General features: G+C 71.3%; 17 protein-coding genes. 12 read left to right on the top strand and 5 right to left on the bottom strand.

The annotated features are described in order from the left end of the window. Positions 1-45: 45 nt before the first annotated feature. The 3 genes from ABZ192_RS38360 (at position 46) to ABZ192_RS38370 (ending at position 2,896) form a co-directional block, all read left to right on the top strand. Positions 46-678 carry a TetR family transcriptional regulator gene (locus tag ABZ192_RS38360; RefSeq protein WP_356929087.1) on the top strand — a complete coding sequence of 211 codons (633 nt, stop codon included), beginning with the start codon at positions 46-48 and terminating at the stop codon, positions 676-678. Between the two features lie 73 nt (positions 679-751). Next, entirely contained in the window at positions 752-1,960 is a 1,209-nt protein-coding gene (locus ABZ192_RS38365; RefSeq protein ID WP_356929088.1) for an alpha/beta hydrolase family protein, read from the top strand. A gap of 66 nt (positions 1,961-2,026) precedes the next feature. After that, complete coding sequence (locus ABZ192_RS38370) at positions 2,027-2,896, top strand: DUF4429 domain-containing protein (protein WP_356929121.1); 870 nt, start codon at positions 2,027-2,029, stop codon at positions 2,894-2,896. A gap of 82 nt (positions 2,897-2,978) precedes the next feature. Here the strand turns inward: ABZ192_RS38370 and ABZ192_RS38375 are convergent, their stop codons facing one another. Beyond that, a complete protein-coding gene (locus ABZ192_RS38375) occupies positions 2,979-3,992 on the bottom strand; it encodes an aldo/keto reductase (RefSeq protein WP_356929089.1) in 1,014 nt (337 codons plus the stop codon). After that, positions 3,989-4,453, bottom strand: coding sequence for a MerR family transcriptional regulator (locus ABZ192_RS38380; protein WP_356929090.1), 465 nt, complete (start codon positions 4,451-4,453; stop codon positions 3,989-3,991). Before ABZ192_RS38380 ends, ABZ192_RS38375 begins: the two co-directional genes overlap by 4 nt. A gap of 98 nt (positions 4,454-4,551) precedes the next feature. Here ABZ192_RS38380 and ABZ192_RS38385 point away from each other — a divergent pair, with 98 nt between their 5' ends. Then, positions 4,552-5,019 carry a GNAT family N-acetyltransferase gene (locus ABZ192_RS38385; RefSeq protein WP_356929091.1) on the top strand — a complete coding sequence of 156 codons (468 nt, stop codon included), beginning with the start codon at positions 4,552-4,554 and terminating at the stop codon, positions 5,017-5,019. 18 nt (positions 5,020-5,037) lie between these two features. Then, positions 5,038-5,853 carry a serine hydrolase domain-containing protein gene (locus ABZ192_RS38390; RefSeq protein ID WP_356929092.1) on the top strand — a complete coding sequence of 272 codons (816 nt, stop codon included), beginning with the start codon at positions 5,038-5,040 and terminating at the stop codon, positions 5,851-5,853. Here the strand turns inward: ABZ192_RS38390 and ABZ192_RS38395 are convergent. Beyond that, on the bottom strand, positions 5,850-6,500 hold the full coding sequence (locus tag ABZ192_RS38395; protein ID WP_356929122.1) for a pirin family protein: 651 nt from the start codon (positions 6,498-6,500) through the stop codon (positions 5,850-5,852). The two genes, ABZ192_RS38390 and ABZ192_RS38395, sit on opposite strands and share 4 nt — an antisense overlap. 61 nt (positions 6,501-6,561) lie before the next feature. On the opposite strand from ABZ192_RS38395, the gene fasR reads away from it, so the two are divergent. The 5 genes from fasR to fabF all read left to right on the top strand — a co-directional run bounded on the left by fasR (position 6,562) and on the right by fabF (position 11,494). Then, on the top strand, positions 6,562-7,767 hold the full coding sequence (gene fasR / locus ABZ192_RS38400; protein WP_356929093.1) for a fatty acid biosynthesis transcriptional regulator FasR: 1,206 nt from the start codon (positions 6,562-6,564) through the stop codon (positions 7,765-7,767). A gap of 89 nt (positions 7,768-7,856) precedes the next feature. Next, entirely contained in the window at positions 7,857-8,789 is a 933-nt protein-coding gene (locus ABZ192_RS38405) for an ACP S-malonyltransferase (protein ID WP_356929094.1), read from the top strand. A gap of 15 nt (positions 8,790-8,804) precedes the next feature. Then, on the top strand, positions 8,805-9,806 hold the full coding sequence (locus tag ABZ192_RS38410; protein ID WP_356929095.1) for a ketoacyl-ACP synthase III: 1,002 nt from the start codon (positions 8,805-8,807) through the stop codon (positions 9,804-9,806). Between the two features lie 81 nt (positions 9,807-9,887). Continuing rightward, positions 9,888-10,136: an acyl carrier protein gene (locus ABZ192_RS38415; RefSeq protein WP_031131297.1), complete on the top strand. Its 249-nt coding sequence runs from the start codon at positions 9,888-9,890 to the stop codon at positions 10,134-10,136. Positions 10,137-10,222: 86 nt separating this feature from the next. Next, on the top strand, positions 10,223-11,494 hold the full coding sequence (fabF, locus tag ABZ192_RS38420) for a beta-ketoacyl-ACP synthase II (RefSeq protein ID WP_356929096.1): 1,272 nt from the start codon (positions 10,223-10,225) through the stop codon (positions 11,492-11,494). Positions 11,495-11,625: 131 nt separating this feature from the next. On the opposite strand, the gene ABZ192_RS38425 is transcribed toward fabF, so the two are convergent. Next, on the bottom strand, positions 11,626-12,120 hold the full coding sequence (locus ABZ192_RS38425; protein WP_059420918.1) for a DUF3145 domain-containing protein: 495 nt from the start codon (positions 12,118-12,120) through the stop codon (positions 11,626-11,628). A gap of 259 nt (positions 12,121-12,379) precedes the next feature. Here ABZ192_RS38425 and ABZ192_RS38430 point away from each other — a divergent pair, with 259 nt between their 5' ends. Then, the gene (locus ABZ192_RS38430) at positions 12,380-13,267 is read left to right on the top strand and encodes an SGNH/GDSL hydrolase family protein (RefSeq protein ID WP_356929097.1); all 888 of its coding nucleotides are present in this window, start codon (positions 12,380-12,382) and stop codon (positions 13,265-13,267) included. A 27-nt stretch (positions 13,268-13,294) separates the two neighbouring features. Next, positions 13,295-14,266 (top strand): aldose epimerase family protein, encoded by a 972-nt coding sequence (locus ABZ192_RS38435; protein WP_356929098.1) that lies wholly within the window; start codon positions 13,295-13,297, stop codon positions 14,264-14,266. Between the two features lie 88 nt (positions 14,267-14,354). Here the strand turns inward: ABZ192_RS38435 and ABZ192_RS38440 are convergent, their stop codons facing one another. Next, the gene (locus ABZ192_RS38440; protein ID WP_356929123.1) at positions 14,355-16,835 is read right to left on the bottom strand and encodes a glycoside hydrolase family 3 C-terminal domain-containing protein; all 2,481 of its coding nucleotides are present in this window, start codon (positions 16,833-16,835) and stop codon (positions 14,355-14,357) included. Positions 16,836-16,857: the final 22 nt, after the last annotated feature.

Raw genomic sequence — 16,857 nt, forward strand, 5'->3', positions numbered from 1 at the left:
CCCTATAGCCTGAACTGGGCAAACACCGAAGAGAGAGGCACCTCTTTGAACCTGCGCGAACGCAAGAAACGGCGCACCCGGGACGCGCTGCTGCGAGCCGCCCTGGAACTGTTCGCCACGCGCGGGTACGAGGAGACGACCGTCGACGACATCGCCGCCGCCGTCGACGTCTCGCAGCGCACCTTCTTCCGCTACTTCGCGGGCAAGGAGGAGACGGCGTTCTACGTGCCGCGGCTCGCGGAGACCCAGGTGGTCGAGGCTGTACGGGCCCGCCCGCCGGGCGAGGCGCCGCTGGAGGCGCTGCGCCGGGCCGTGCTGGAGAGCTGGGACACGATCAACGAGACGATCGAGGAGATCGTGCCGGTCGAGCTCCACCTGCGCGTCTACCGGGTGATCGAGTCCACGCCGGCGCTGCTCGCCGCCCATCTGCGGCGGTCGGCGGAACTGGAGGAGGAGCTCGCACGCATCATCGCCGAGCGCGAGGGGCTCGACGTGGACACGGATCCGCGGCCCCGCATCATCGTGGCCCTCTTCGCCGGAGTGATTCGCGTCACCGAGCGACTGTGGTCCGCGGGGGACGACCTCACCTTGGAAGGAATGCGCCAACTCACCACCACCTACCTCGATCAGGTGGGCCCGGCCCTGGCCGGGAACTGGCGTACAGGGCAGTCCCCTTAGCACATCCCCCGAAACGTGATCCCGGTCACTTGGTTAACGCGAGACCCTCTCGTTCTCCTAGTGTGTCCTTTCAGTGACTTCCTTCGACACCACCCCGCAGCTGAACGTCTGGCGCGCACTGCTCGCTCTGGCCGTCGTGTTCGTGATGCTGGCGACCACCGGCTGGACCGCCCTGCGCAACCAGCGGGGCGACACGCCACTCCAGGCCTCGCTCTCCGCCTGGGAGGACGGCCGGATCGGCGGCTACCGGCTGCCGGACCCGCAGTCCCAGCCGGCGAAGCTGGCCCGCTTCTTCTCCTCGCTCACCGAGCGGGACCGCGCGAGCCTGGTCCGCAAGTACCCGCTCGCGATCGGCAACATGAACGGCGCCCCGGTCGAACTGCGCTACCGCGCCAATCGCGTCGCGCTCGGCCAGGCACGTGAGGTCGAGCGGGAGCGCATGCACGACAGCCGTCTCACCCCGTCCGGGAAACATGAGGCGCGCCGCCGGATGCACCGCTTCGAAGACCTCATGGAGAAGGGCCGCCACATCCTCGCCTTCGACCCCGAGGGTTCGGGGCGGGTGGCGGAGGTCTTCGGCGACCTGCGCAAGGCGGAGCGGGTCTCGGTCGTCGTGCCCGGCGTGGACACCAACCTGCTCACCTTCCAGCGCACCCAGCGCAAGTACGCGGCGCCCGTCGGCATGGCCGAGTCCCTGTACGCGGCCGAGCGGACGGCGAGCCCCTCGACCCGTACGGCCGTGATCGCCTGGGCCGACTACACGGCACCCAGCGGACTCGGCATCGACTCGGCCACGGCGATGCGGGCCGAGGAGGGCGCCGTACGGCTGAACGCGCTGGTGCGGGCGCTGCCGGGCAGTTCGCCGGTCTCGTTGTTCTGCCACAGCTACGGCTCCGTGGTGTGCGGGGTCGCCGCGCACTCGCTGCCGGGCCGGGTGTCCGACATCGCGGTGGCCGGCAGCCCCGGCATGCGCGCGCAGAAGGCCGCCCAGCTGCACACCACCGCCCGGGTGTGGGCGATGCGGGACGCCGACGACTGGATCCAGGACGTGCCCTACCTGGAGTTCGGCGGGCTCGGCCACGGGGCCGATCCGGTGTCCACCGGGTTCGGTGCGCGGGTGCTGTCGGCGCAGGGTGCGAAGGGTCACGCCGGCTACTTCGAGCCGGGTACGGCAAGTCTGATGAATTTCGCAGAGATCGGCGTTGGCGCATACCGCTCGGTGCACTGCGCGCATGAAGACGGCGTCTGCCGGACCGGTTTGTCCGGCACGGCCGCGGCCTGACGCGCGTAGAGGCGAAGAAACTGCGGTCTGCTCGGGAGGGGGACGGAGGAGCGCGTGCCGCATACGATGAGCCGCATGGGTGACGTACTGGCCGGATTTCATGCCGCCTGGGAGTTCGAGTCCGACTCCGTGCTCATCCGCTACGAACGGGGGATCCGAACACCCAAGCTCTTCCAGGCACTGGGGGAACGCCGTGTGCCCCTGGACGCGATCGCCGGGGTGACACTGACGCGCGGCAAGCGCGGCACGGTGGTGCTGCGCGTCGAGCCGCGGCCCGGTGCGGATCCGTTGATGGAGGCCGCCGCCGGACAGCTGAAGGACAGCGGCGACCCCTACCGGCTGGTGCTGCCCGCCGAGCGGGAGGTCCTCGCGGAGTACTACACCGACGAGTTGCGGTCGCTGCTGAGGGAGTCGGACTCCGGGCCGGCGGATCGGTTCCTCGTGGAGCCGCCGAAGGGACCGCTGTCGTTCAAGGCGTACGACGGGAAGGCCTCGTTCGACGGGCGGACCGTGAACTTCCGGTGGTTCTGGACCGGGGCGTCGTCGGCGAAGTGGAAGGCCGGGGACCAGAGCTTCCCCGTCGGGGAGCTGCACGGGGTGGAGTGGCGCTCGCCCGAGGTCTTCGAGGGGCATCTGCGGTTGTTGCGGCGCGACGAGTCGGGGGCCGGGGTCGTTGCGCAGGCCGACCAGGATCCTGCCGCGGTGGTGTTCGGGCTGGGGTACGGGCCGGTGCACGAGTCGTTGCCGTTCGCCGCGGCGGTGTTGGCGGCGGTGCGGGCGTCGAGTCCGGTGGCGGCTGTGTCCGCGGGCGGGCCGCGGCGTGATCCTGCGGATATCGCCGAGCGGATTCGGCACCTTGGGGAGTTGCATCAGGCCGGGTTGGTGACCGATGAGGAGTTTTCGGTCAAAAAGGCGGAATTGCTGGCGGAGCTTTAGCGTCTGCGGGGTGCTGCGCGCCGGCGGGTGCGGGTGCTTCGTGGCCGGTCGCGCAGGTCCCCGCGCCCCTTGAGGCGTTCCTCTACTCCCTGCCTGCAGAGGTGAACGCCATGTCCGCGTAGCGGTTACCTGCTACCTGGGTCGCGATGCCGTCCAGTTGGGACAGTTCCTCGTCCGTCAGGACGATCCTGGTTGCCGCCGTGTTCTCCTCGACCCGCGTGGGCTTGCGGGTGCCGGGGATCGGGATGACCGGGAGGTCGTGGACCGCCGCCTGCTGCTGGACCCAGGCCAGGGCGATCTGGCCCGGGGTGGCGCCGTGGGACGAGGCGATCGTGCGGATCGGCTCCAGCAGGGCGGCGTTGCGCGCCGCGTTGTCCCCCGTGAAGCGGGGCTGCTGGCGGCGGAAGTCGTCGGGGGTCAGGTCCTCGGCCTTGGCGAAGGAGCCCGTGAGGAAGCCGCGGCCGAGCGGGGAGTAGGGGACCAGGGCCACGCCCAGCTCGCGGGCCGCCGGGACGACGTGCGGCTCGATGTCACGGCTGAACAGCGACCACTCCGACTGCACGGCCGTGATGGGGTGCACCGCGTGGGCGGCGCGCAGTTCGTCCGCCGTGACCTCGCTCAGGCCCAGGTGCTTGACCTTGCCCTCGCGGACCAGGTCGGCCATGGTGCCGACGCTCTCCTCGATCGGCACGTTCACATCGCGCCGGTGCATGTAGTAGAGGTCGATGACGTCGACGTCGAGGCGCTTCAGGCTCTCCTCGACGGCCTGGCGGATGTAGGGCGGGTCGTTGCGGATGATGCGGCGGGTCGGGTCGTCCGGGGGGATCGACAGGGCGAACTTGGTCGCGATGACGACCTCGTCGCGGTGTGCCTTGAAGAACGGTGACAGGAACCGCTCGTTCTCGCCGGCGCCGTACGCGTCGGCCGTGTCGTAGAAGGTGACGCCCAGTTCGAGCGCCCGTTCGAGGGTGGCCCGGGACGCGTCCGCGTCCGCGGGGCCGTAGCCGAAGCTCATGCCCATGCAGCCGAGGCCCTGGGCGCCCACCTCCGGGCCGTTGTCGCCGAGCTTCGCCGTCGTGATCCTGCCGTCCGTCATCGGGACCTCTCCGACGCCAGGGCCCGCCCGGCGTCCGCGTAGAAACTGATCTTCCGGTCGAGCACGGCGAGCGTGCCCCGGAGTTCGTCGATCCTGGCCAGCACGTCCTCGCGGGTCGTCTTCAGCAGCTCGAAGCGCTCGCCGTAGGTGTGGTCGCCCTCACGCACGAGTTCGGCGTACCTGACCATGTCGGCGACCGGCATGCCCGTCAGGCGGAGCTTGCCGACGAGGTCGAGCCAGTCGAGGTCGCGGTTGGTGTAGCGTCGCTGGCCGGTGTGGGACCGGTCGATGTGCGGCATCAGGCCGATGCGCTCGTACCAGCGCAGGGTGTGCGCGGTCAGGCCGGTCAGGGCGACGACCTCGCTGATCGTGTAGCGGTCCTCGCCGTCCGGACGCCGGTTCTGCTGGGGCGGGCCGGCGCAGCTGTCGGCCCTGGCACCCGTGGTCTCCATCACCGTCATGACCCCAACGCTAGAACCTTGGAGTGCACTCCAAGCAAGCGCGGACGGTAAGAAATCGGCAGGACGCTTCCTGATCCGGCTGGTTAGCGTAGGGCGCCATGAGTGCCGTACGCCGCGCCCTGCCCGAGGACGCCGAGGAAGTCCTCCGCCTGCGCCAGATCATGATCGACTCGTTGTTCGGTGATCCCTCCGCCGTCTGGCACGGGGAGTCGCTCCCCACGCTGAGGGCCAAACTGGGCGAGCCGGACGGGGACTTCACGGCGTTCGTCGTGGACCACCCGGAGCGGCCGGGGGCGCTGGCGTCGCTGGTCGCCGGGACGATCGACTACCGCATCGGGAAGCCTGGCGACCCGCGGGGCATGGTGGGCTTCGTCTTCAGCGTCGCCACCGACCCGTCCGCCCGGCGCCGTGGATACGCGCGCGCGTGCATGACGACGCTGCTGGAGTGGTTCCGCGAGCGCGGTGCCCGGCGCGTGCAGCTCACCGCCTCGCCGGAGGCCGAGCCGCTGTACGTCTCCCTCGGCTTCCGGCCCAAGCCCGACCCCTTGCTGGAGCTGACGCTCTGAGCGCATAGGCTCGAACGCATGTCGCTGAAGAGCCTCGCGTTGATCGAGAACTGGCCGGTTCCCACCGCCGCGGCGGGTGTCGTACGGGCGGACGGCACGTTGCTGGGCACCCACGGACCGGCCGGACAGCGGTTCCCGCTCGCGTCGGTGACCAAGCCGCTCGCCGCCTACGCGGTGCTCGTCGCCTACGAGGAGGGGGCCGTCGAGCTCGACGAGCCCGCCGGTCCGGCCGGGTCGACGGTGCGGCACCTGCTCGCGCACACCTCGGGCCTCGCCTTCGACGAGCACAAGGTCACGTCCCCGCCCGGGGAGCGGCGGCTGTACTCCAACGCCGGCTTCGAGCAGCTCGGCGACCACCTCGCGAAGGCGACCGACATCCCGTTCGGGGAGTATCTGCGGCAGGCCGTGCTGGAGCCGCTGGGGATGACCTCGACGACCCTGGACGGCTCTCCCGCCAAGGACGGCGTGTCCACGGTCGAGGACCTGCTGCGGTTCGCGGCCGAGGTGCAGGCTCCGCGGCTGCTGGACCCCCGTACGGTCGCCGAGGCGATGACCGTGCACTACCCGGGCACGAAGGGCGTCCTGCCGGGGTACGGGCACCAGAACCCCAACGACTGGGGGCTCGGCTTCGAGATCCGCGACTCCAAGTCCCCGCACTGGACGGGCTCTTCGTCCTCGCCCCGCACGTTCGGTCACTTCGGGCAGTCGGGCACCTTCCTGTGGATCGACCCCGACGCGCGGGCCGCGTGCGTGGCGCTGACGGACCGGGCGTTCGGGCCGTGGGCGATCGAGGCGTGGCCGGCGTTCACGGACGCGGTGCTGGCGGAGCTCTAGTTCATCTCCCAGACGAGCAGCTCCGCCTCCGTCACGCCCTCGGCCTCCAGGCCCTTGGCGTCGGTGATCCGGGCCGCGTCGCCGGTGCCGAGCGTCTCGCCGTCCAGGCGTACGTCCCCGCGTACGACGTGCACGTACGCGAACGCCGCGTCCGGTACGGCCGTCCGCTCCCCCGCGCCCAGGCGCCGGACGTGCAGCATCGCTCCGGCCTCCGGGACCGCATAGGGCGTCGAGTCGGCGATGCCGTGGACGACCTCGTAGTACGGGTCGCCGCCGGGGCGGAGCGGGGCCAGCCACATCTGGACGAAGGTGAGGGGGCCGGGGCCGTCGTTGCGCTCCACGTGCCGCACCCCGCCCGCCGAGCTGAGCCGCTGGACGTCCCCGTGGCGCACCACCGACTCGTGCCCGGTGGAGTCCCGGTGCGTCAGCTCGCCCTCGACCACCCAGGTCACGATCTCGGTGTGGCTGTGCGGATGCTCGTCGAAGCCGGCGCCGGGCGCCAGGTGCTCCTCGTTGCAGGCGATCACCGCGCCGAAACGGAGGTTGTCCGGGTCGTAGTGGGGCCCGAAGGAGAAGGCGTGCCGGCTCTCGATTCCGGCCGCCGGGTCACCGCCCTGGTAGCGCTCTTCGGCGCGCCGAATGTCCATCACGGAGTCCACCGTAGACCCGGCGACGCACCTTCCCGTCCGGATAAGGCAGTCTTGTCCCGTGCCCGAACCCGAAACCAGCAAGCACCAGGCCGCAGCCCACGACGTCCATCCGCATGCCGCGACGCTGAAGCGGCTGGAGAAGTCGTCCGGATCGCTCGCCGCGCAGGCCATCGCGCGGATGGACGAGACGCTGCCCTGGTACCGGGCCATGCCCCCGGAGAACCGTTCCTGGATCGGTCTCGTCGCGCAGGCGGGTATCGCCGCCTTCACCGAGTGGTTCCGGCATCCTGACGCCCCGCAGGCCATCTCCACCGACGTGTTCGGAACCGCGCCGCGCGAGCTGACCCGGGCGATCACGCTGCGCCAGACCGTGGAGATGGTGCGCACCACCATCGAGGTCATGGAGTCCGCGATCGACGAGGTCGCGGCCCCGGGCGACGAGCGGGTGCTGCGCGAGGCCCTGCTCGTGTACGCCCGGGAGATCGCCTTCGCCACCGCCCAGGTGTACGCACAGGCCGCCGAGGCACGCGGTGCCTGGGACGCCCGCCTGGAGTCCCTGGTCGTGAACGCCGTGCTCAGCGGCGAGGCCGACGAGGGCGCCGTCTCGCGGGCCGCCGCCCTCGGGTGGAACTCGCCCGAGCACGTGTGCGTCGTGCTCGGCACCGCGCCCGACGGGGACAGCGAGCTGACCGTCGAGGCCATACGGCGCGCGGCGCGGCACGCCAAGCTCCAGGTGCTCACCGGGGTGCTCGGGGACCGGCTGGTCGTCATCGCGGGCGGCAGCGACAACCCGCTGGCCGTCGCGAAGTCGCTCATCGGCCCGTTCGCGGCCGGGCCGGTCGTGGCGGGCCCCGTGGTGCCCGACCTCCAGGCCGCGACCCGGTCCGCGCAGGCCGCCGCTGCGGGTCTCAAGGCGTGTTCCGCCTGGCAGGACGCCCCGCGCCCGGTCCTGGCGGACGACCTGCTCCCGGAGCGGGCGATGGCCGGTGACCCCTCGGCCCGCGACCAACTGGTGGAGGAGATCTACAGACCGCTGGAGGAGGCCGGGGCCGCGCTCCTGGAGACCCTCAGCGTCTATCTCGAACAGGCGAGCAGCCTCGAAGGGGCCGCTCGGATGCTGTTCGTGCACCCCAACACCGTCCGCTACCGGCTTCGACGTGTGACTGACGTCACCGGCTGGTCACCCTCCGATGTACGCTCTGCGTTCACCCTGCGGATCGCGCTGATCCTGGGGCGTCTGGTCGATGGAGATCTCCAGCCCTAAGGTTTTGTCGGGGCTCGACAAAACCCCCTCGTGTTCTTCGTCCCTGTCCCCACGGGCGGCCGTGCCCGTCCCCAAGAGAGAGTGTGAGAGTGCTCGTACTCGTCGCTCCCGGCCAGGGCGCCCAGACGCCCGGCTTCCTGTCAGCATGGCTCGACTTCCCCGGTGTCCGCGGTGCCCTCGAGGCCTGGTCGGACGCCGTGGGACTCGACCTGATCCGTTACGGCACCGAGGCCGACGCGGAGGAGATCCGCGACACCGCGGTGGCACAGCCGCTGCTGGTCGCGGCCGGACTGGCGTCCGCGTACATGCTCTTCGACGACCCGGCCGAGCTGCCGCGCAAGGTCGGTGCCCTCGCCGGTCACAGCGTCGGTGAGATCACCGCGGCCTCGCTCGCCGGGGTGCTCCCCCACGAGGAGGCGCTCCGCCTGGTCCGCACCCGCGGGCTCGCCATGGCCGAGGCCGCCGCCGTCACCGAGACCGGCATGGCCGCGCTCCTCGGCGGCGAGCCCGAAGTGACGGTTCCGCACCTGGAGAAGCTCGGCCTGACCCCTGCGAACATCAACGGCGCGGGCCAGATCGTCGCGGCCGGCACCAAGGAGCAGCTGGCCGCGCTGGAGGCGGACAAGCCCGAGGGCGTGCGCAAGGTCATCGCGCTGAAGGTGGCCGGCGCCTTCCACACGCATCACATGGCCCCCGCGGTCGACACGCTGGCGAAGGCCGCCGAGGCCCTGACGCCCGGCGACCCGGAGGTCACCTACGTCTCGAACAAGGACGGGCAGGCGGTCGCCACCGGCACCGAGGTGCTGGACCGTCTGGTCGGCCAGGTCGCCAACCCCGTCCGCTGGGACCTGTGCATGGAGACCTTCAAGGAGCTCGGTGTCACGGCCCTGATCGAGGTGTGCCCCGGCGGGACCCTCACCGGCCTGGCCAGGCGTGCCCTGCCCGGGGTGAAGACGCTGGCCCTGAAGTCCCCCGCCGACCTCGACGCGGCTCGCGAGCTCATCGCCGAGCAGAGTGCCTAGAAGGAGCCCGAGAGCATGGCGAAGATCAAGCCCAGCAAGGGCGCCCCGTACGCGCGGATCCTCGGCGTCGGCGGCTACCGCCCGACGCGGGTCGTGCCGAACGAGGTGATCCTGGAGACGATCGAGTCGTCCGACGAGTGGATCCGCTCGCGCTCCGGCATCGAGACGCGGCACTGGGCCTCCGACGAGGAGACCGTCGCCGCGATGTCGATCGAGGCGTCCGGCAAGGCCATCGCCGACGCCGGCATCTCCGTCGAGCAGATCGGCGGCGTGATCGTCTCCACCGTCTCGCACTTCAAGCAGACTCCGGCCGTCGCCACCGAGATCGCCGACAAGCTGGGCACCGACCGGGCCGCCGCCTTCGACATCTCGGCGGGCTGCGCGGGCTTCGGCTACGGCCTCACGCTCGCCAAGGGCATGATCGTCGAGGGCTCGGCGGAGTACGTCCTGGTGATCGGTGTCGAGCGGCTGAGCGACCTGACCGACCTGGAGGACCGCGCGACGGCCTTCCTGTTCGGCGACGGTGCCGGCGCGGTCGTGGTCGGCCCGGCCCAGGAGCCCGCGATCGGCCCGACCGTGTGGGGCTCGGAGGGCGACAAGTCCGACACCATCAAGCAGACCGTGCCGTGGACGGACTACCGCGACGGGACGGTCGAGAAGTTCCCCGCGATCACCCAGGAAGGCCAGGCGGTGTTCCGCTGGGCCGTGTTCGAGATGGCGAAGGTCGCCCAGCAGGCGCTGGACGCGGCCGGGATCACCGTGGACGACCTGGACGTCTTCATCCCGCACCAGGCCAACGTGCGGATCATCGACTCGATGGTGAAGACACTGAAACTGCCGGAGCACGTCACGGTCGCCCGTGACATCCGCACCACCGGCAACACCTCGGCCGCCTCGATCCCGCTCGCGATGGAGCGGCTCCTGGCGACCGGTGAGGCGAAGAGCGGCGACACCGCGCTCGTCATCGGCTTCGGGGCGGGTCTCGTCTACGCCGCGACTGTCGTTACCCTCCCCTAGGCACGCTGTGCCGGATCATGCGGTCCGGTACAGGAGAAACACCTGCCACACCCTCTGGAACATCTACGAAGGAGCGCCGACATGGCCGCCACTCAGGAAGAGATCGTCGCCGGTCTCGCCGAGATCGTGAACGAGATCGCCGGCATCCCGGTTGAGGACGTCCAGCTGGACAAGTCCTTCACCGACGACCTGGACGTCGACTCGCTGTCCATGGTCGAGGTCGTCGTCGCCGCCGAAGAGCGCTTCGACGTCAAGATCCCGGACGAGGACGTCAAGAACCTCAAGACCGTCGGCGACGCGACGAACTACATCCTCAAGCACCAGGGCTGATCGGCCGATCAGGCCTTTGGGCTGACTGCCCCGCCACCCGGCGGTGGCGCCGCTTAATCCTCGGATCCGTTGGAGAAAGAATTCCCGTGAGCTCGACCAATCGCACCGTGGTCGTCACCGGTATCGGCGCAACCACACCGCTGGGTGGCGACGTAGCCTCTACCTGGGAGGGCCTGATCGCCGGACGTTCCGGCGTCAAGCCCCTGGAGCAGGACTGGGCCGCCGATCAGGCGGTCAAGATCGCCGCCCCCGTCGCCGTGGAGCCGACCGAGGTCATCCCCCGGCCGCAGGCCCGCCGACTCGACCGCTCGGCGCAGTTCGCGCTGGTCGCGGCCAAGGAGGCCTGGGCGGACGCCGGTTTCGAGGCGAAGGCCGGCGAGGACCCGGCCGTCGACCCCGACCGGCTCGGCGCGGTCATCGCCTCCGGTATCGGCGGCGTGACGACGCTCCTCGACCAGTACGACGTGCTCAAGGAGAAGGGCGTCCGCCGCGTCTCCCCGCACACCGTTCCCATGCTGATGCCCAACAGCCCGTCGGCCAACGTCGGGTTGGCCGTGGGTGCCCGGGCGGGCGTGCACACACCGGTCTCCGCCTGTGCCTCCGGCGCCGAGGCCATCGGCTACGCCATCGAGATGATCCGCACCGGCCGCGCCGACGTCGTCGTCGCGGGTGGTACGGAGGCGGCGATCCACCCGCTGCCCATCGCCGCCTTCGGCAACATGATGGCGATGTCCAAGAACAACGACGACCCGCAGGGCGCGTCGCGTCCCTACGACGTGGCCCGCGACGGCTTCGTCCTCGGCGAGGGCGCCGGTGTCGTCGTCCTGGAGTCCGCCGAGCACGCCGCGAGGCGCGGGGCCCGGGTGTACGCCGAGGCGGTCGGGCAGGGCATCTCCGCCGACAGCCACGACATCGTGCAGCCGGAGCCGGAGGGGCGGGGCATCTCGATGGCCCTGCAGAACCTGCTGGAGCGCACCGACCTGGACCCGGCGGAGATCGTGCACGTCAACGCGCACGCGACGTCGACGCCGGCCGGTGACATCGCCGAGCTGAAGGCGCTGCGGAAGGTGTTCGGTGACGACACCGACCACATCGCCGTGTCCGCGACGAAGTCGATGACCGGGCATCTGCTGGGTGGCGCGGGTGGTGTCGAGACGGTGGCGACGGTGCTCGCGCTGTACCACCGGGTGGCTCCGCCGACGATCAACGTGGAGAACCTCGACCCCGAGGCCGAGGCGAACGCGGACGTGGTGCGGGGTGAGGCCCGGAAGCTGCCGGTCGATGGGCGGATCGCCGCGTTGAACGACTCGTTCGGGTTCGGTGGGCACAACGTGGTGCTGGCGTTCCGGACGGTTTGATCCTGCGTTACGGCGAGTGGCCCGGACTCTTCGTGAGTTCGGGCCACTCGCCGTTTTGTTTCGCGTTGTGGGCCGGGTGCGGGTCGGTGGGGGTTGTTCGCGCAGTTCCCCGCGCCCCTAAAAGAAGAGCCTCACACCACCTGGTGGAGCCAGCGGACCGGGGCGCCTTCTCCTGCGTAGCGGAAGGGTTCCAGTTCGTCGTCCCAGGGCTTGCCGAGCAGCTTGTTGAGCTCGGCCTCCAGGTCCGTTTCGCCGCGCTGGCTGCGTTGCAGCGCCGCGCGCAGGCGGTCCTCGGGGATGAGGATGTCGCCGTGGATGCCGGTGACGGCGTGGAAGATGCCCAGGTCGGGGGTGCAGCTGTAGCGCTCACCCTCGGCGGTGGGGCAGGGTTCCGCGGTGACCTCGAAGCGGAGCAGGTGCCAGCCGCGCAGCGCGGAGGCGAGCTTGGACGCCGTGCCCACCTGGCCCTGCCAGGAGAACTCCGAGCGCCAGGTGCCCGGGGCGGCGGGCTGACGGATCCAGTCCAGGCTGACGCGCGTACCGAGCACCCCGGCGACGGCCCACTCGACGTGCGGGCACAGCGCGCGCGGCGCCGAGTGCACGTACAGAACTCCACGTGTCGTCACCGGAACCTCCGGGCAGAGCGGGACATCTTGGAAACGGGCGGAACGGCTGTGACCGGGCGGGTCACGTTGATGGCGAGGCTACCGTGCGGTGACGCAAGGAGTGTGACGTACGGTCGGTCCCGGTGCCGGGAAACGCCCGCCATTCACCCAGGGGGACGCTTGTACGGGTGTGAGCCGTTGCACCTGATCGGTCGGGAACCCTCGTGCGTTGTTATTGGTTGGGGAGACAGGCACGGCGCGGCGAGGGGATGGACCAGGGATGCGGAAGCGAAGCCACCGCTCGCGCGTCGTTCTTGCCGTGGCCGTGGCGGCAGCCCTGGGTGCCGCCGGGTGTGACGCCGTCGGGGGCGACTCCCCCGCCCCGTCCGCCACCGCCAAGCCGTCCCCCAGGCCCACGCCCCTCTGGGACCGCAGCCCGAGTTCCGTCGCGGCCGTGGGCGATTCCATCACGCGGGGTTTCGACGCCTGTGACGTGCTGTCGGACTGCCCGGAGGCGTCCTGGGCGACCGGCGCGAGCCCCGAGGTCGACTCCCTCGCCGTCCGGCTGCTGGGCCGGACGGGAGCCGCGAAGCGGAGCTGGAACTACGCCGTGACCGGGGCGCGGATGGCGGACCTGCCCGGGCAGATCGCCCAGGCGGTACGGCGGAAGCCGCAGCTGGTGACGGTGATGGTGGGGGCCAACGACGCCTGCCGGGCCACCCCCTCGGCGATGACCCCGGTCAGCGAGTTCCGTGCCGACTTCGAGGACTCCCTGCGCTCCCTGCGCAAGGTGCTGCCCAAGGCCCAGGTGTTCGTGGCGAGCGTGCCGAACCTGAAGCGGCTGTGGTCCGAGGGCCGCAGCAGCCCGATGGGCAAGCAGATCTGGCAGCTGGGCATCTGCCCGTCGATGCTGGGTGACGCGGACGCCCTGGACTCGGCGGCCACCCTGCGGCGGAACACGGTGCAGAAGCGGGTGGAGGACTACAACAAGGTCCTCGAGGAGGTCTGCGCCAAGGACAAGCGGTGCCGTTACGACGGGGGCGCGGTGTACGACTACCGCTTCGGCACCGCCCAGTTGAGCCGCTGGGACTACTTCCACCCGAGCGTGAACGGACAGGCCCGGTTGGCGGAGATCGCCTACCGGACCGTCACCGCGGAGCGGCCCTGACCCGGGGCCTGACTTAGAGTTCCGCACATGAACGAACTCTTCGGCACACTTTCCGACGGCACGCCGGTGCACCGCTGGACCCTGGAGCGGGCGGGCGTCCGGGTGCGGATCCTGTCGTACGGCGGAATCGTGCAGTCCGTCGAGGTGCCGGACCGGGAGGGGCGGGCCGGGGACGTGGTGCTGGGGTTTCCCGGCCTCGACGGCTATCTCACGCACCCGGAGCCGTATCTCGGCGCCCTGGTCGGGCGGTACGCCAACCGGATCGCCGGGGCCCGGTTCCCGCTGGACGGGCGGACGTACGCGCTCGAACCGAACAACGGGCCGAACGCGCTGCACGGTGGCCTGCGTGGCTTCGACAAGCGGGTGTGGGCGGGGACGCCCGTCGAGCACGGGGTGCGGCTCGCGCGGGTCAGTCCGCACGGGGAGGAGGGCTTCCCGGGCCGGCTGGAGGTCTCGGCGACGTACACGCTCAAGGAGAGCGGCGCGCTGCGGATCGCCTACGAGGCGGTGACGGACGCGCCGACCGTGGTGAACCTGACGAACCACAGCTACTTCAACCTGGCCGGTTCCGGTGACGCGGGCGGCCATGAGCTGCGCCTGGCCGCCTCCCGGTACACGCCGGTGGACGCGGACCTGATCCCGACCGGCAGCCTGGACGACGTGACCGGCACGCGCTTCGACTTCCGCGAGGCCCGCAAGGTCGGCGCCGGCTACGACCACAACTTCGTGCTCGACAAGGGCGTGACGGACGTTCCGGAACAGGTCGCCGAGCTGCACGACCCGGCGTCCGGGCGGGTGCTGACGGTGGCGACCACCGAGCCCGGGCTCCAGCTGTACACCGCCGACCATCTGGGCGAGCCCTTCGCGCCCGGCGACGGCATCGCGCTGGAGACCCAGCACTTCCCCGACTCCCCGAACCGGCCGGAGTTCCCGGGCACGGTGCTGCGGCCGGGCGGGGCGTACCGCTCGGAGACGGTGTACGGGTTCGGCATCCGCTAGAGGGTGTCGGGGCTCTCGAGAGACCACGAGCCCCGGTCCAGGGGTCAGGTCCCGGACCGGGGCTGCTCTGTGGGGAACTTGTCCCGGATCAGACGTTAATCGTCGCGGTGATTCTGCGGTCCGTGATCGAGCGCCCGACCTGGATCTCGTACGAACCCTTCACACACGACCACGACATGGTCGTCTCGTCCCAGATCTCGAAGGCCCGGCGCGGCAGTTCGACGGTCGCCTCGACGCTCTCGCCGGGGCCGGCGTCCACTCCCGCGAATCCGGCCAGCCAGCGCGCCGGGCGGGCGGGGTCGGGCTCGCTCGGGGCGAGGTAGAGCTGGACGACCTCGTGGCCGGGGCGGTCGCCGGTGTTGCGGAGGCGGACCTTCACCGTGGTGGTGTCGGCCGCGCCTTCGACCTCGACCGACTCGTAGGTCCAGTCGGTGTAGCCGAGGCCGTGGCCGAAGGGGTAGGCGGGGGTGCGGCCCTGCTTCTCCCAGGCGCGGTAGCCGATGAAGACGTCCTCGTCGTAGGGGAGTTCGCCGCCCTCGGGGACGACCCGGGTGACCGGGGCGTCGGCGAGGGAGCCCCAGGTGGTGGGCAGGCGGCCGCCGGGTTCGTGGGCGCCGGTGAGGACGTCGGCGAGGGCCGCGCCGCCCTCCTGGCCCGGGAACCAGGTGAGGAGCACGGCGGCGACGTCGTCGCGCCACGGCATCTCCACCGGGGAGCCGGCGTTGACGACCACGACGGTGTCCGGGTTGGCGGCGGCGACGGCGCGGACCAGGTCGTCCTGGCGGCCGGGCAGGCGCAGGTCCGTGCGGTCGAAGCCCTCCGATTCGACGCGGTCGGTGGTGGCGATGACGACGACGGCCGTGTCGGCGGCCCGGGCGGCCGCGGCGGCCTCGGCGATCAGCTCGTCGGGGTCGCGCTGCGGGTCCTGGTGGGCGAGCGTGAAGCCGATGGTCCGCATGGGGTGGTCACTGGGCGGCGGGACGGTGTAGGTCAGGGAGACCTCGACCGGTTCGCCCGTGGTCAGGTCGACCCGGGCGTGGGGCACCGGGGATCCGAAGAACGCCGCGAAGGGGTCGCCGTCCTCGGCGGGGCGCTGGACGTCGTCGAAGTACGTGGTGCCCGCGACGGTCAGGCGGAAGGGTCCGAGGCCCTTGATGCCGAAGGTGTGCGTGCCCGTCTCACGCGGGGTGAAGGTGCCCGTCAGCTCGACGGTCGCCAGGGTGTCGTGGGTGACGCCGTCCGGGAGGTCGTCGCCCATCCACTGGATGTGGCCGCCGGCGGCCGAGCGGGTGCCGATGACGGTGCCCTCGCTGTCGCGGCAGACGGCGCGCAGTGCGAAGCCCTGGCCGGCGACGGGGAGTTCGGTGTTGGGGTCGGCGCCGAGGGCGTAGGTGAGGCTGTCGTCGGGGAGGGCGGCGGTGAGGCCTTCGAGCGGGGAGACGGTCCGGGCGGGGAAGACGGTGGCGGAGCCGCCGCCGAGGACGCGGGCGTCACGGGCCGCGGCGCCGATCAGCGCGATCCTGCCGGGCTTCAGCGGCAGCGTGCCGTTCTCGTTGCGGACGAGGACGAAGGAGCGGCGGGCGATCTCGCGGGCGAGCGCCTCGCCGTGGACGGGCTCGGGCAGGTCGGTGACGGCCGGTTCCGCGCCCTCCAGGATGCCGGCCCGGGCGGCCAGGCGCAGGACCCTGCGGACCGCCTCGTCGACCTGGGTCTCGTCGGCCCGGCCGTCCCGAACGGCCTGGGCGAGGGCCTCGCCGTAGACGGTCTGCGGGCCGGGCATGGCGATGTCGAGGCCGCCGGCGAGGGCGCCGGTGGTGGAGCGGGCGGCGGTCCAGTCGGAGACGTTGATCCCGTCGAAGCCCCACTCGCCGCGCAGGACCTCGTTGACCAGGTAGTGGTGCTCGGTCATCGTCGTGCCATTGACCGTGTTGTAGGCGGTCATGATGCCCCAGGGGTGGGCGTTCTCGACGATCGCCTCGAAGGGGGCCAGGTACAGCTCGCGCAGGGCGCGTTCGCTGACGAGGTTGTTCACGGTGAGGCGGTCGGTCTCGGCGTCGTTGGCGACGAAGTGCTTGACGGTGGTGCCGACGCCGCCGGACTGGACACCCTGGACGTAGGCGGCGCCGATCCGGCCCGTGAGGTACGGGTCCTCGCTGTAGGCCTCGAAGTGGCGGCCGCCGAGCGGGGAGCGGTGCAGGTTGACCGTGGGGGCGAGCAGGACGTGGACGCCCTTGCGGCGGGCCTCCTGCGCCAGCAGCACGCCGGCCCGGTGGGCGAGCCCCGGGTCCCACGTGGCGGCGAGGGCGGTCGGTGAGGGCAGGGCGACGGAGGGGTCGTCGGTGCTCCAGTGCACGCCGCGGACGCCGATCGGGCCGTCGGACATGACCAGGGAGTCCAGTCCGGCCTCCGGCAGGGCGGGCAGGCTCCACATGTCCTGGCCGGCCAGCAGCCGGGTCTTGGTGTCCAGGTCGAGTTTGCCGAGCGCGGCCTCGACCGCCGCCTCGCGCCGCACCTCTGCTGTCTCCGCCACGTCGGCACCTCCACGTCGAAAGCCGCTGGATGTCACCATCGTGCCCGGATTGCCTGTCATG

Source organism: Streptomyces sp. NPDC006235 (genome assembly GCF_040613735.1).
Lineage (GTDB): Bacteria > Actinomycetota > Actinomycetes > Streptomycetales > Streptomycetaceae > Streptomyces.

Coding starts and splice junctions, on each gene's coding strand:
- ABZ192_RS38370 (WP_356929121.1), top strand. CDS start 2,027: ATGAGCCGCATGGGTGACGTACTGGCCGGATTTCATGCCGCCTGGGAG.
- ABZ192_RS38375 (WP_356929089.1), bottom strand. CDS start 3,992: ATGACGGACGGCAGGATCACGACGGCGAAGCTCGGCGACAACGGCCCG.
- ABZ192_RS38380 (WP_356929090.1), bottom strand. CDS start 4,453: ATGACGGTGATGGAGACCACGGGTGCCAGGGCCGACAGCTGCGCCGGC.
- ABZ192_RS38385 (WP_356929091.1), top strand. CDS start 4,552: ATGAGTGCCGTACGCCGCGCCCTGCCCGAGGACGCCGAGGAAGTCCTC.
- ABZ192_RS38390 (WP_356929092.1), top strand. CDS start 5,038: ATGTCGCTGAAGAGCCTCGCGTTGATCGAGAACTGGCCGGTTCCCACC.
- ABZ192_RS38395 (WP_356929122.1), bottom strand. CDS start 6,500: ATGGACATTCGGCGCGCCGAAGAGCGCTACCAGGGCGGTGACCCGGCG.
- ABZ192_RS38410 (WP_356929095.1), top strand. CDS start 8,805: ATGGCGAAGATCAAGCCCAGCAAGGGCGCCCCGTACGCGCGGATCCTC.
- ABZ192_RS38415 (WP_031131297.1), top strand. CDS start 9,888: ATGGCCGCCACTCAGGAAGAGATCGTCGCCGGTCTCGCCGAGATCGTG.
- ABZ192_RS38430 (WP_356929097.1), top strand. CDS start 12,380: ATGCGGAAGCGAAGCCACCGCTCGCGCGTCGTTCTTGCCGTGGCCGTG.
- ABZ192_RS38435 (WP_356929098.1), top strand. CDS start 13,295: ATGAACGAACTCTTCGGCACACTTTCCGACGGCACGCCGGTGCACCGC.
- ABZ192_RS38440 (WP_356929123.1), bottom strand. CDS start 16,835: ATGGTGACATCCAGCGGCTTTCGACGTGGAGGTGCCGACGTGGCGGAG.